The organism is Acidiphilium sp. MT5 (assembly GCF_054767495.1).
On record NZ_BAABMR010000002.1, the window covers coordinates 24,357 to 38,708 of the forward strand.

Consider the following 14,352-nt stretch of genomic DNA (forward strand, 5'->3'; position numbering starts at 1 on the left):
CATAATATTACTGCGAGATCACGAACCGTTGATACATGCTATACCCATAACCATCCGGCTCATTTCTGTTGCCATCAGCGCCTCGGACAGCCCGCCCCAGCACAGCGCTGGTACAGGCGGTTCAAGGCACCGCGCCGACTGCGCCGAGGCTCACATCACCGACCCGCCAACATCAAGGCCCAAAATCATGGCTGAATTCGGCTTGGTGATCGGGGCCAGACTGCCCACCTCGCCGACATGGTGGATCATTAACCGCGGTCGAGCCAAATATCGGCTTGGCCATCCGCCAAATCGTGTTGAGGAGCGGCCTGATAAGCCGCTCAACCCCAGCCAACTTTGATGCAAATCCGGTTTGATTGAGCATGGCTTCAACCCTCAGATCCTCGCTCTGCCTGCGCATTCGAACACCCGGATCCAGAATGTCGATCAGCATTGAGAGTCCTTCGATTTTTCGTGCGAGAGGGCCATCGGAGAGAAGGCGTTCAACGCGGAAATCTGCAATTCGACTTCGGCCAACCGCTCGGCCAGTTGGGCCTGACCGTCGAGAATTTCTTTGTTGGACCGCGCCAGGACCTCCAGAAAATCGAGTATTTTGTCCAAATTGCTCCGTTCGCCCGGTCTCGGTGTCAGAAGATTTTGCATCTGCACCTTGATAGCCTCCGAATTCGCGAACGTTTCCAGCGTTGCCGCATCCGTTAGGTTCAAACCTCGCTGATCGATTTTTCTCACCACCTTTTCTCGAATCTGCCGCCGCTCCGCCGAAACCCCGTATTTCAGCAGGTGAAGCATGATCTTGGGCGTCCAGATCCGAAGGATATTCAATTGGGTCGTTTCGGTCATGATAGTCGGCTCCTTGGTTTGATATCCGTAAAAGAGAAAGATCAGTGATCCGTGCAAACACGTCGGCTGCCCGTATCCGCTGACCCGCTGCAGCACTCGCCCAGCCGATGACACGCGTCAGACTATGCACACCCCCCGCCAGATCGACGAGAACCGGCACGCGGTCCCCTTGGCAGAGACAAAGTCCCTCCAAGGCAAAATGCTCGACCAATCTCTCGGTTGGACTTTGTCGCCAAACGCGGAATGCCACATTGGCGACATCAACCGGGTCAATGCGGGTGTTTGCCGATTGATGCCGTTGCTTGGGCGTCATGCGGGCCACCGGCTTGGGTATCGTGGTCAGCCCCGCTGCTTCAATCGAATCCGCACAATCCGTAATCCCAGCGCGCCGCAACGCCGCTACGACCGCCCGATTATGCGCGCCAGGCACATGTCGCCCTGCGAATTCGAATTCCGCCAACCTGCAAATTTTCTCGCGGCGGGCATAATCATGACCAAGCGGTATAACCGTGCCCGAAGGGCGAACCCGGGAATACGCCCGATGGCGGTGCTCACGCCCATGCTTTTCATGCACCGCTTCGACAAAAGGTTGCCGCTCAAACGCAAATTCAGTTTCGAACAAAATCCAGAACCGACCCCATTGCTGCTCGGTCCATGGTTGCTCAGGATCAACATGGACATGATAAATCGACTGGCGCGAGACCGCATGCGAGACGATGCGCGTCAACTCAATGATCGCGTCTTCTATTGTTGTGCTTACAACACCGCGGCACTCACCCAGTCGCGTAATATCATTCTCGGGCTCGCGGTGCCTATCCGCGAGGTGACGTGCCAAGGCAGATCCACCGGGGCCCCTGGTTGCACCCGAAATCACGCCGCTGGCGGCCATAGCTTTTCCTTCAATCGATCAAGTTCGAAGACAATTTTTTTAACGTCATCTAATCGTGACCGGATCGCCGCGTAATCGTCTTCATAACCTTGCTCGCGCACCACCTTCGCCGCGTTATAGATCGCGTCACTGATCTCTCCGGCGGCTACTCGCAGATGCGCGATTTCAAGAACAATCGCCGGCGGTATTGCCCTGCTCGTCACCGGGCCTCGCTCCACGCCAATGGCATCCGCAATCAACCGCCGTAACCACGTCGCGGTCGACACTCGCGCAGCTTCGGCTCGGGAAACCACTGCGGCATGTTGCTCGCTGGTCAATCGCACCAGGACCTGCCCCGGCAAGCGGCGCGTTTCACTGCCACGCCTAGCCATCGAAGCCCCCTTCCCCGCCACTCACAGCGTCGAGATAATCGAATCCCAAACTCGATATCCGGTGACGCGCGGATACGCCGATATGGCTGGCTAAGCACTCATTAAGTGCCCACAACCGGTGGCAAGCCCAAAACCCGGAAGTGATTACGCCGGATAAGATAAAATAAAATCGCTGAAAATTTAAAATCTCATAAAAATATATAACCGCATTATCGCTAAAGATAAAATTAAGTTTGGATTTTACCTTCGCCCCTAATTTAATATCGGGGTCGCCTGACGACCTTAAATTTATACGAACCCTAAATCCGAGATTATAAAAATCTATTTTTATAAATCTATAGCCGAGCGCCATAAGTCCCGCCCATAAATTATCAGCCAGCCTTTGGTTAAAATAAGCCGCATCCTTAACCGGTATATTAAATCTGATCGGTATATTAAGAGCGGCGCACGTGGTCGGAGAATTTCGGTACTTAAATCCGGATAATTTTAACTGACCCATGTTAACCTCCCCCTTATCCCGCAGATCGCCATAAATGACCCATATCGACCGGCGCACGGACACGCTCGATAAACAACCTCGCCTCCTGGACGCTAAGATCTCGCCCATAGCGCGCACCAACTTTTCCGGTTGAGTGACCAAACACCTTGTCGGCCAATTCATCGCCAATTCCCGAAGCACGCAGCATCTGCCGAAACGCGTGCCGCAATGAATACAGAACGAGGCCCGGATCATCGGCCACATTGGCGTTCAAATACCGATTCAGTCGTTTTGACCAAGCGGCCGCATTCCGCGGCACCCCGGAAGACTGAACCAAACTATATCCGCGAGCGGATTGTTCTCCCGCCCAATCCCGAAAGCCCATTTTCGCAAGTTCCGGTAATACCGGGATCAATCGTGGCGCGGCGCAGGTCTTACGACCAACATTCCGTAAATCGATGCAGTCAATACCGCCGAGTTGCACCAAGGTTGCCGGCGCAAGAGCAATTTCCTCTGTCCGTGCACCACTCAACGCCGCGATCGCCAAAAACCACCTCATCGCCCAATCCTCATCAGACCGCGGCGACACAAAGATGGATGAATGAAACAAACAGTTCAGCTCGACATCGGTAATCGCTCGCCGCGATGGTCCAGATAGTCGCTCCGTGGAGGTCAAACTCCGAGCCTGCACAGCCTCAAATCGATCATCAGGCGCCAAACCCGCCGTGACGGCCCAGCGCATGAAACTCTTGACGTGACCTAAACTGCGCAGGATCGATTTGTGATGGAGTTGGCCTCCATGCTTATTCGGGCGATCACGCAGATAATCCGCATAAATTTTCACATCACACCGCCGGATCTCGCTGATCGGCTTCGCGCCAATCAGATCCGCCCAAGCCGTGAATGCCTGCTCATAGCTCCACCGCGTCTTTTCCGTAAGGCCAGGTTTATCCCGATAAAATGCGTCCAAATGGTCGCGCCATGATCCCCCGGCATATCGTGATGGATAATCCGACGGCGAAGCGACGGTCAGTGCCCCCAAATGGTTTTGCAAATCAACCGTCCCGCAGATATCCGACGGCCGTAACGGCAGCGATCCTTTCGACGCAGCCGATGCCTCCGATGCAAAAGCTGAATTTTCAGGCACCTTCCTCATCAGAGACGCCAATATATCGACGCCCCGCGCACCCCCGGCCATCTGGGCGCCGCCTAAATCTGACCCGCCCTTCCATTGGGCCCGAACATTCTCAATCAGATCCCGCAGCTCAGCGTCATACGCACGCCTAATCCTTTCGACGTCCGCCTGATAATGTTGGCCAAGCTCAAATGCCGCGCGCACCAGCTTTGCCGCCGCATTCTCATTTCGCTCGTCAATATGGTGGTCGTCCAACATCCTGAGACGTATTGTCGTCAGAAAATGTGTTAAGACCAAATACAAAATCGCGCCGCGCGTTTTTGCCGCCGCGGGATCGCTTGTCCCGAGCGAGGCAATCACATGAGTTCGTTGCAGAACCTGTGCAATGTCTGATGGTAAACGGATCCGAAAATAGTAAAGCCGCCGACGCCGTTCAATGAAAGAGCATAATCCCATTTTGACTTCCCGCGTGTGTCACAAGCGTATGTCACATCAGCGGGACGACAAAAATTTAGTGGTTTATTTTCAATGGGTTATGGCAGTTGGCGTCCCGTAGGGGATTCGAACCCCTGTTACCGCCGTGAGAGGGCGGTGTCCTAGGCCTCTAGACGAACAGGACGTGATAAAAGCTGGGTAGCCGAGGTGCGGGTTGGGGTCAAGCCGGGGTTGCGTCTTGGATGGTAACGCTCAGCGTGGTGGCACCGTTCCAGCGGTCAATGCGGAGTTGCCCGGCGATATGGAGCGGCGTAGCGCTGCGGCTGAGGAGGGCTTGACCCAACGCGCTGTCGGCGGCGCGAAACAGCATGGCTTTCAGGCTACCGCCGGTCTCCGCCTGCAAAAACGCCCGGATCGTATTGCCGTCCCGCCCAATCCGATCGGCCTTCGCCACGCGCAGGCGCGGAAACACGAAAATAGGTTCAGGATTACCCGCGCCGAACGGGCCGAGGCGGGCGATGATGGTGGCCAGTTCCAGCGTCGCGGAGGCGGGTGCCAGCGTGCCATCGAGCACCAAATCCGCAGCGCGTGGATAAGCGCTTGCATCAGCCAGGGCGGTGGTCAGAAACGCCCGAAACGCCTCGATCTTCTCGATATCGAGGGCAAAGCCGGCGGCCATGGCGTGACCACCGCCGCGCCGCAGCAAGCCGTCCTGGCGCGCCCGGATGATCGCGCTACCAAGATCAATGCCGGTTATCGACCGGCCCGAACCGGTGGCCAAATCGTCGGTCATGCCCGCAACCAAGGCTGGGCGATTGAATTTTTCTTTTATCCGGCCTGCAATAATACCAACAATGCCGGGATGCCAGCCCTCGCCCACCACGAACGCCGCCGGCGCTCCCTGCGCGAATTGTGCCTGCGCCTCCGCCATCGCAGCATCCAGCACACTCGCCTCCACCGCTTGGCGTTGCTGATTAATTTGGTCAAGCTCGCGGGCAAAATGCAAGGCCTGCTCGGGATGATCGGCCAACAAGGCACGCAGGCCGAGATCCGCCTGGGCAATGCGCCCTGCGGCATTGATCCTTGGGCCAAGCGCAAAACCGCAATGAGCCGCGCTCGGCGCTTCATTCACCCCCGCCACCTCAAGCAACGCGGCAATGCCGGGCCGCGCCCGCCGGGCCATGATTTTCAATCCTTGCGTGACCAGTGCCCGATTAAGCCCGGTGAGGGGCATCACGTCACACACCGTGGCCAGGGCCACGAGATCAAGCAAATTACGCAAATCCGGCTCGGGCGTATCCGCAAAGGCGCCACGCCTGCGCAATTCGCGTTGGGTGGCGACCAATGTTAGAAACGTCACGCTCGCCGCGCAAATCGTGCCAAGCCCCGATCGATCATCAAGCCGGTTCGGGTTCACGGTCGCAAAAATCGCCGGCGGCGGCCCATCAAGCGTGTGATGATCGAGCACAATCGCATCGGCCCGACCCTCAAGGCTAGCGAGCGGCTCATGCGCGGTCGCTCCGCAATCCACACACACGATCAGCGAGGCCCCGCGATCAGCCAATGCTGACAACGCCGGCGCGTTAGGACCATATCCCTCCGCAATCCGATCCGGCACGTAATTGATCGGTTGCGCACCAAGAGCGCTCATACCCAAGGCAAGCACCGCGCCGGAACAGGCACCATCGACATCGTAATCGCCAAAAATGCCGATGGTTTCGCGGTTTTGCGCCGCATCGGCAAGGCGGCTGGCCGCGCGATCCATATCGGTGAGCACCGAGGGGTCGGGCAGATATTCCCGCAATGTCGGCTCCAAAAAGCCACGCGCGGTCTCCGCATGAACATGTCGCGCCGCTAACAGCCGGCCCAAAATATCCGGCAACCCATTCAGTTGCGCGATCCGCTCAGCCGCCCGTTCATCAACCGGGCGCCACACCCAACGCCGCCCAGCGAGGCTCGCGGTTACCCCTAACGCAATCTGCGGCGTGCTGGGGGCTGCGGGCGGATGGCTCAGACTGGAATCCATGGCTTGGTTTGGAAATTATGGGTCGCCTCAATGGTGCGCACCGTGCCTGAGCGCGAGCGCATCACGATCGAATGGGTGGTCGCGCCGTGATGCGACCAGCGCACACCACGCAGCATCGGCCCGGAGGTAACGCCAGTGGCCGCAAACATCACATCGCCACGGGCCATGTCGGTCAGCCCGAAAATACGGCTTGGATCGGTAATCCCCATGGCGCGCGCACGGGCAATCTGCTGGTCGTCTTCATAGAGCAGCCTTCCCTGCATCTGCCCACCAATGCAGCGCAACGCCGCCGCCGCAAGCACGCCCTCCGGCGCCCCACCCGAGCCAAGATACAGATCAATCCCAGCCTCCGGCTGCGCCACGGCAATCACGCCCGACACATCGCCATCACCGATCAAGGTAATGCGCGCCCCTGCTTCGCGGCACCGCGCAATGATTTCAGCATGGCGTTCGCGCTCTAACGTACAAACCATCAAGTCCGTCACGTCGCATTTTTTCGCCCGCGCCAGATTGCGCAGATTTTCAATCACCGGCGCATCAAGCGCAACCACACCCTCCGGCAAACCAGGACCAACTGCAATTTTATCCATGTAAATATCAGGCGCATGCAGAAAATTTCCGCGCTCCGCTAACGCAATAACAGCAATCGCGTTCGGCGCGCCCTTCGCGGCGATCGAGGTGCCCTCAAGCGGGTCCACCGCAATATCCATCGCCGGCCCGCCCGCACCAACGCGCTCGCCGATATACAGCATCGGCGCTTCGTCCATCTCGCCTTCGCCAATCACCACCGTGCCCTCAATCGCCACGGCATCGAACGCGCTGCGCATGGCGGCGACGGCTGCGCCATCGGCAGCATTTTTATCGCCCCGGCCAATCCAGCGCGCTGCCGCAAGCCCGGCCGCCTCGGTTACGCGGACCAACTCAAGTGCAAGATTACGTTCGGCGAGAATAGGATTATCACGGTTTGACATGGGCGTTCCTTTTGTTAGTTTCTAATCCAAAAGCCAATCAAGCTGGCTCGATGCGAATGGCGGTGGGCGGCTCCAGCACAGCGCTGAGCCTCGCGAGCCGGTCAAGTGCGGCGCGCATCGCGTGTTCGTTCGTCACATGCGTAACCAGCACCACCGGCACCGCCTGGTTCGCACTCCGGCCATGTTGCAGCATCGATTCGAGTGAGATGGTATGATCGCGCAAAACCGCGGTAATATCCGCAATCACGCCAGGCTGATCTTGAACCATCAGGCGCAGGAAATAAGCGCCCCGATGCTGATCCATCGGCATTGACGCCATCATTGCCAAATCAGCATGAGCGACACCCAGCATCGGTGTGGCCCGATTACGGGCCAGATCGATCAGATCAGCAATCACCGCCGAAGCGGTTGGCCCTGCCCCCGCGCCACGGCCTTGCAGCACCACATCACCCACGGGATCACCATGGATCACCACCGCATTATGAACGCCATCAACCTGCGCTAACGGCGCAGTTAGCGGCACCATCGCTGGATGCACCCGCGCTTCAATCCCCGCATCGGTCGCCCGCGCGATGCCGAGCAATTTGATCCGGTAGCCAAGCTCATCAGCGAAGGCGATATCCAGCGCACTCACCCGGCGAATTCCCTCGACGTGAATGCTGGCAAAATCAACCGGGCGGCCAAACGCCAGCGCCGCCAAAATCGCGAGCTTGTGCGCGGTATCAACACCATCGATGTCAAAACTCGGGTCCGCTTCTGCATAGCCCTGAGCCTGCGCATCCGCGAGCACCGTGGCGAAATCAAGCTTTTCGGCGCGCATCCGCGACAGAATATAATTGCAGGTGCCATTGAAAATACCTGAAACTGCCTCAATCCGGTTCGCCGCCAACCCTTCGCGCAGCGCCTTGATGATCGGAATCCCACCCGCCACCGAGGCTTCAAACCGAAACGCGGCCTGATGCGCCTCGGCCAGCGTCGCAAGGTGGTTGCCATGATGCGCGATGAGCGCCTTGTTCGCGGTGATCACGCTCTTGCCCGCCCGCAACGCAGTTTCCACCAAGACCCGCGCCGATCCCTCAGCACCACCAATCAGCTCGATCACAACATCCACCGACGGATCGGCTGCAAGCGTCACCGGATCATCATGCCAGCGCAACCCTGCAAGATCGACACCGCGATCACGCGTGCGATCACGCGCGGACACCGCACACACCTGCAACGGGCGACCCGCCCGTGCCGTGATTAACGGCTCGTTATCCGCAAGCAGCCGCAACACCCCAACCCCCACCGTGCCAAGCCCGGCAATCCCAATCGAGAGAGGCTTGGTCATGCGGAAACAGGCTCGGTTTGCGGCGCCACATTGCCCGGCGCCATGAAGGCGCGAATATTGCGCACCGCTTGGCGCAGCCGATGATGATTTTCCACCAGAGCGATGCGCACATGGGTATCGCCATATTCACCAAAGCCGATGCCCGGTGCCACCGCCACTTTCGCGCGCTCTAACAGCAATTTGGAGAAATCAACCGAACCAAGATGCGCATAGCGCGGCGGGATCGGCGCCCACGCAAACATCGAACCCGCAGGGCTCGGCACATCCCACCCGGCCTGTGCTAGGCCCTTGATCAGAATATCGCGCCGCTCTTTATACAATGCGCGCACCTGATCAACACAATCTTGCGGCCCGTTTAGCGCAGCCGTCGCCGCCACCTGAATCGGCGTAAAAGCACCATAATCGAGATATGATTTCATCCGCGCGAGCGCCGAAATCAAGCGCGGATTGCCCGCCGCAAACCCCATCCGCCAACCCGGCATGGAATAGGTTTTCGACATCGAGGTAAACTCAACCGTAATATCTTTCGCGCCGTTGACTTGCAGCACCGAGGGCGGTGGTTCACCCTCGAAGTAAATCTCGGCATAAGCCAGATCAGACAGAATAAAAATATCATGCTTGCGGGCGAAAGCGACAATATCTTTGTAGAAATCGAGCGTCGCTAAATAGGCGGTCGGGTTCGAGGGGAAATTCACAATCAACGCGGTTGGGCGCGGCACCGAATGGCGCACTGCGCGTTCAAGCGCATGCAGCATCTCTTCATCAGGCGTCGCCGGTACCGAGCGCACCGAGGCCCCGGCAATGATAAACCCAAATTGATGGATCGGGTAAGACGGGTTGGGCACCAAGATCGTATCACCCGGGCTGGTGATCGCGTTCGCGAGATTGGCCAGCCCCTCTTTCGAACCCAGTGTCGCAATCACTTCGGTATCTGGGTTGAGCTTGACGCCAAACCGGCGGTCATAATAGGCGGCTAACGCCCGGCGCAAACCCGGAATCCCCTTGCTCGTCGAATAACGGTGGCTGCGCGGATCAGCAACGGTCTCAATCAGCTTGGCGACGATATGCGGCGGCGTCGGGCTGTCCGGATTGCCCATGCCCAGATCGATAATATCTTCGCGGGCATTGCGCGCAGCAGCCTTGGCCTGATTAACCTCAGCAAACACATAGGGGGGCAGCCGGCGAATCCGGTGAAATTCCTCAGTCATGATCGGTCCTTGGCACGGGAGTTGGAGGAGGTGGAAGGGTTGGCAGACGGTGAAGGATGAGGCTCGGCAACAATAAATTGCGCGGCCCCGCCGCGCGCGCCGGTCAGGGCGGCGAGGCGAATTTGCGCACCGGGCACGCCAGCCTCGGTCAGCGCGTTGGCAATGGCCGTTGCGCGCAGCATGGCGAGGCGCAGACCCGAGCCCGTGCGTTCGCGGGCAAAGCCAGCCGCTCGGATCAGGGCCGCACCGCGCTTGGCCGCAAAACCCGCGAGCAAGCGCTCTTGCTCGGGCGATAAAATCGCCGAACCGGGCGCGAAACCAAGCAGCAAAGGCGGTGCTGTCATCGCCATCGGCGCGGGCGCAACCGTTGATGCAGCGGCGCCACCGGGCGGCGCAAGATGATTTTGCTTGATATTTTCAGCCTGCAAGGCCGCACGGATCTGCCGTTGCGCCGCCACACTGAGCGCAGGTGGGCGCGGCGGCACCGCGGCGAGGTTCGGGAAAGGCTGGTTCAAGCCGGGCGGCGGCGGCGGATGGTGTGCAATCACCCCCCCTTCATAGGCGTGAAACCGGGCCACCGGCGCCGCACAGCCGCCGAGCAGCGCCACCAATGCAAAGCTGGCCAGCGCCTGCCTTGCGCGTCCTTCGTTTTTGCAACATTTGGTCGTATAAATCACGGTAACCTCATCAAGTTCGCACGTCTTGTAGCGTGCGACGGGCGGGGCCGGAAGGAGCGTCCATGACCGAAACTCACACCCCTGCAACCGACCCGGTGCAACTCGCCCGGGGCATGGCTGATGTCGCCCAGCGCTCGCAGCGCCTGGTGGCCGAGTGGCTGAAACGCCAAGCCGAAGCCGGTGCGCCCGGGGCGCTCAATCTGGACCCGCTGAATATCGGCGGCGCCTTCATGGAAATGGCCAGCCGCTTGGCCGCCAACCCGGAAAAGCTGATCAAAGCGCAGCTCGGCTTCTGGCAGGATTATATGACTTTGTGGCAACATTCGACCCGCCGGATGATGGGGTTGGCAACCGAAGCACCGATTCCACCCGACCCACGCGACAAAAGATTCCAGGATTCGCAGTGGAACGATAATGAAATTTTCGACTTCATCCGACAGAGCTATCTGCTTTCGGCCCGGTTTGTCCATGATGTGGTGCGTCAGGTTGATGGATTACCCCCAAAAACCGCGCAAAAACTCGATTTTTACGCCCGCCAATTCGTCGATGCGATGAGCCCGTCCAATTTCGCGCTGACCAATCCGCAAGTCTTGCGCAAAACCGTCGAGACCGGCGGCGATAATCTGCTTCGCGGCCTGAATAATTTGCTGCGCGATCTGGAAGCCGGCCAAGGCAAGCTGCACATCAAAATGACCGATCACGAGAGCTTCACCGTCGGTGCCAACATCGCGGTCACGCCAGGTGCCGTGATTTTTCGCAATGAATTGATGGAGCTCATCCAATATAACCCCACCACGCCCGAGGTGCTGCAGCGCCCCCTGGTGATTTTCCCGCCCTGGATCAATAAATACTATATCCTTGATCTTAAACCAAAAAATAGCTTCATTCGCTGGGCGGTAAGCCAAGGCCATACCGTGTTTGTCGCAAGCTGGGTCAACCCGGATGAGCGCCTCGCGGAGAAAAATTTCGCCGATTACATGAAAGAAGGCGTGTTCGCCGCCCTCGATGCGATCGAGCGCGCCACCGGCGAGCGCCAAGTGAATGCCATTGGCTATTGCCTCGGCGGCACGCTGCTTGCCGCAACCCTCGGCTATATGGCGAAAATCGGCGATCATCGCATTGAATCTGCAACATTTTTGGTCACGCTGACCGATTTCGCCAATGCCGGCGAGCTCGGCGTGTTCATCGATGAAGAGCAATTGCGTGCGCTCGAAGAAAAAATGGCGCAGCGCGGCTATCTCGAAGGCAGCGAAATGGCCACCACCTTCAATTTGTTGCGCGCTAATGACCTGATCTGGAGCTTCGTGGTCAATAATTACCTGCTGGGCAACGAACCGTTCCCGTTCGACCTGCTCTATTGGAATTCGGATGCCACCAGGATGCCGGCGACGATGCATTCATTTTATTTACGAAACATGTATCAAGACAACAAACTGGCCCAGCCCAACGCCCTCGCCCTGGATGGGGTTAAAATCGATCTGCGCGCGGTGACGGTGCCCGCCTATTTTCTCTCCTGCCGCGAGGATCATATCGCGCCCTGGATGAGCACCTATCGCGGCGCCAAATTGCTCGGCGGCAAAAACCGCTTCGTGCTGGCCGCCTCCGGCCATATTGCCGGGGTGGTCAACCCGCCCGAAGGCGGAAAATATAATCATTTCGTTAATGACGTGCTGCCCGCATCGCCGGAACAATGGTTCGAGCAGGCCACTGAAGTCGCCGGCTCCTGGTGGCCCGATTGGCAGCGCTGGGTCACCGCCAAAGCGCGCAAAAAACTGCCGGCCCGAATCCCCGGCGCCGGAGGCTTGCCGATTTTGGCACCAGCCCCCGGCACGTACGTGAAAGTGCGCTCTGTTTGACCGAGGCCCATGCTTGAGCGAGGCCCGTGCTTGAGCGAGAACGGTTCGGCACCCCGCATCGCGATGCTGTTGCCACCCCGCGAAGGCTTCGCGCCGGATCGCGCCGGGGCGATCGCGCTGGTGGTCCGGCGCTTGGCGCTGGCCAGCCATGCCGCCGTGCTCGGCGCAGCCCAGCCGGGCGGTGCCTACCCTGATATCGATTACACCCCGATTGCCGCACCGCCACCGCTCGGTTTCGGGCTGGCGGCCCTGCGCGCACTTCGGCGGCTGCGCCCTGCGGTGATCGAGGTGCATCAGCAGCCGCGCTTGGCGCGGATCATTGCGCGCGTTTTGCCGCAATCGCGGGTCATGCTGTTTTTGCATAATGATCCGCAAGCGATGCGCGGTCTGCGTAGCGCCACAGCGCGGCAACGCAGCCTCGCATTTCTGCATCAAACCATCTGCGTCTCGGCCTATCTCGCGGATCGCTACCGAGAAGGACTAACCCACACCGAGCGATTGACGGTGCTGCATAATCCCCTGACCCTGACCGATCTGCCGCCCCGCGCCACCCAGCGAACCCGCGAAATTTTATTCGCCGGGCGCATTGTCGAGAATAAAGGCGTCGCGGATTTCATTGCCGCCTGCGCGCAAGCACTCCCAGCCCTGCCCGGCTGGTCGGCGCGGATCATCGGTGGCGACCGGTTCGGCCCTGCCAGCCCAACCACACTCTATGTGCAAACCATGCGCGACCAAGCCGCCCAAGCCGGCATTATCTGCGCCGGGTATCAACCGCACGAACAAGTGCTGGCCGCCATGGCACAAGCCGCCCTGGTGGTGGTGCCAAGCCGCTGGCCCGAGCCGTTCGGCCTAACCGCGCTAGAGGCCATGGCCAGCGGTGCGGCGCTGATCGCGAGCAACACCGGCGGCTTGCCGGAATTGGTGGGCGATGGCGGCCTGTTGGTGCCGCCGCGCGACCCGGCCCAGCTCGCGCGCGCCATCCTGCAGCTCGCACAGGATGATACCGCACGCGCCCAGCGCGCCGAAGCCGGGCTGGCGCAAGCACGCTTGTTCGATACGCCGATCATCGCGGCACGATTATCAGCCCTGCGCCAAGCTTCGCCCTGAGCAATTTGGCCCGGTGACGCTCTGCCCTTATATCAGGGGCAAGAGTTCGAGAGGATATCAATGATGAGCGACAAGCTGATCCCGGTCACCGTGCTGACGGGCTATCTCGGTGCCGGCAAAACCACCCTGCTGAACCGGATTCTCACCGAGCAGCACGGCAAGCGCTATGCCGTGGTGATCAATGAATTTGGCGAAAGCGGCGTGGATAACGACCTCGTGGTGGATACCGACGAGGAAGTATTCGAGATGAATAATGGCTGCATTTGCTGCACCGTGCGCGGCGATCTGATCCGCATCATCACCGGGCTGATGAAGCGGCGTGATCGGTTTGATGGGATCATCGTGGAGACCACCGGCCTCGCCGACCCGGCACCCGTCGCGCAGACATTTTTTGTCGATGAAGACGTCAAAGCCCACACCCGGCTCGATGCCATCGTCACCGTGGTCGATGCCAAGCACGTGCTGGCCCGCCTCGCCGATAGCAGCGAGGCGCTGGAACAAATCGCGTTCGCCGATGTCATCGTGCTCAACAAGCTCGATTTGGTAACACCGGAGGAATTAGCGGTGGTCGAGGCGCGCCTGCGCAGCATCAATCGGTTCAGCACCATCCATCACGCAACCCGCGCCGATGTGCCCGCCGATCAATTACTGGGGATCAACGCGTTCGATCTGGCACGGGTGCTGGAAAACGCGCCCGATTTTCTCGATGAAGACAGCCACACCCATGATGAGCATATGCTGAGCATCAGCCTCACCACCACCACATCGCTGGATGCCGAAAAATTCAACGCCTGGATCAGCGGCGTACTGGCGATGCAGGGTCAGGATATTCTACGCACCAAAGGCATCCTGGCCTTCGCCGGCGAAGACCGCAAATTCGCGTTCCAGGCGGTGCATATGATGGCGGATGGCGATTTCATCGCCCCTTGGCCACCAAATAGCGTCCGGGAGAGCAAGTTGGTGTTCATTGGCCGCAATTTGAACCGGCCCCAATTGCGCCGGGGCTTTGAGAGCTGTTTTGCCGCATGA

At 59.2% G+C, this 14,352-nt stretch carries 12 protein-coding genes, 1 tRNA gene and 1 pseudogene; 3 read left to right on the plus strand and 11 right to left on the minus strand.

Annotated elements, in window-relative coordinates:
- Window positions 1–426: 426 nt before the first annotated feature.
- From ACYUCQ_RS02200 to ACYUCQ_RS02250, 11 genes and pseudogenes are all read right to left on the minus strand, one after another.
- Window positions 427–840 carry a hypothetical protein gene (locus tag ACYUCQ_RS02200; RefSeq protein ID WP_460253227.1) on the minus strand — a complete coding sequence of 138 codons (414 nt, stop codon included), beginning with the start codon at window positions 838–840 and terminating at the stop codon, window positions 427–429.
- Between the two features lie 463 nt (window positions 841–1,303).
- A pseudogene (locus ACYUCQ_RS02205) lies at window positions 1,304–1,729 on the minus strand (relaxase/mobilization nuclease domain-containing protein); the annotation flags it as partial.
- Window positions 1,711–2,100, minus strand: coding sequence for a hypothetical protein (locus ACYUCQ_RS02210; RefSeq protein ID WP_460252864.1), 390 nt, complete (start codon window positions 2,098–2,100; stop codon window positions 1,711–1,713). The pseudogene ACYUCQ_RS02205 and the gene ACYUCQ_RS02210, both read right to left, overlap by 19 nt.
- Window positions 2,093–2,599 carry a hypothetical protein gene (locus ACYUCQ_RS02215; protein WP_460252865.1) on the minus strand — a complete coding sequence of 169 codons (507 nt, stop codon included), beginning with the start codon at window positions 2,597–2,599 and terminating at the stop codon, window positions 2,093–2,095. The genes ACYUCQ_RS02210 and ACYUCQ_RS02215 overlap by 8 nt, the downstream gene beginning before the upstream one ends.
- A gap of 13 nt (window positions 2,600–2,612) precedes the next feature.
- Complete coding sequence (locus tag ACYUCQ_RS02220) at window positions 2,613–4,169, minus strand: DUF6538 domain-containing protein (protein WP_460252866.1); 1,557 nt, start codon at window positions 4,167–4,169, stop codon at window positions 2,613–2,615.
- 87 nt (window positions 4,170–4,256) lie between these two features.
- Window positions 4,257–4,332, minus strand: a tRNA-Glu gene (locus tag ACYUCQ_RS02225).
- Window positions 4,333–4,368: 36 nt separating this feature from the next.
- Complete coding sequence (gene recJ, locus ACYUCQ_RS02230) at window positions 4,369–6,174, minus strand: single-stranded-DNA-specific exonuclease RecJ (RefSeq protein WP_460252867.1); 1,806 nt, start codon at window positions 6,172–6,174, stop codon at window positions 4,369–4,371.
- Entirely contained in the window at window positions 6,159–7,145 is a 987-nt protein-coding gene (gene glpX, locus ACYUCQ_RS02235; protein ID WP_460252868.1) for a class II fructose-bisphosphatase, read from the minus strand. Before glpX ends, recJ begins: the two co-directional genes overlap by 16 nt.
- Before the next feature lie 37 nt (window positions 7,146–7,182).
- Window positions 7,183–8,475 carry a homoserine dehydrogenase gene (locus tag ACYUCQ_RS02240; protein ID WP_460252869.1) on the minus strand — a complete coding sequence of 431 codons (1,293 nt, stop codon included), beginning with the start codon at window positions 8,473–8,475 and terminating at the stop codon, window positions 7,183–7,185.
- On the minus strand, window positions 8,472–9,683 hold the full coding sequence (locus ACYUCQ_RS02245) for an LL-diaminopimelate aminotransferase (RefSeq protein ID WP_460252870.1): 1,212 nt from the start codon (window positions 9,681–9,683) through the stop codon (window positions 8,472–8,474). Before ACYUCQ_RS02245 ends, ACYUCQ_RS02240 begins: the two co-directional genes overlap by 4 nt.
- Complete coding sequence (locus tag ACYUCQ_RS02250) at window positions 9,680–10,360, minus strand: OmpA family protein (RefSeq protein WP_460252871.1); 681 nt, start codon at window positions 10,358–10,360, stop codon at window positions 9,680–9,682. The genes ACYUCQ_RS02245 and ACYUCQ_RS02250 overlap by 4 nt, the downstream gene beginning before the upstream one ends.
- 62 nt (window positions 10,361–10,422) lie before the next feature.
- Here ACYUCQ_RS02250 and ACYUCQ_RS02255 point away from each other — a divergent pair, with 62 nt between their 5' ends.
- From ACYUCQ_RS02255 to ACYUCQ_RS02265, 3 genes are all read left to right on the plus strand, one after another.
- Window positions 10,423–12,216, plus strand: a complete 1,794-nt coding sequence (locus tag ACYUCQ_RS02255; RefSeq protein ID WP_460252872.1) for a PHA/PHB synthase family protein — start codon at window positions 10,423–10,425, stop codon at window positions 12,214–12,216.
- 30 nt (window positions 12,217–12,246) lie between these two features.
- On the plus strand, window positions 12,247–13,323 hold the full coding sequence (locus ACYUCQ_RS02260; protein ID WP_460252873.1) for a glycosyltransferase family 4 protein: 1,077 nt from the start codon (window positions 12,247–12,249) through the stop codon (window positions 13,321–13,323).
- Window positions 13,324–13,386: 63 nt separating this feature from the next.
- Entirely contained in the window at window positions 13,387–14,352 is a 966-nt protein-coding gene (locus ACYUCQ_RS02265) for a CobW family GTP-binding protein (protein WP_460252874.1), read from the plus strand.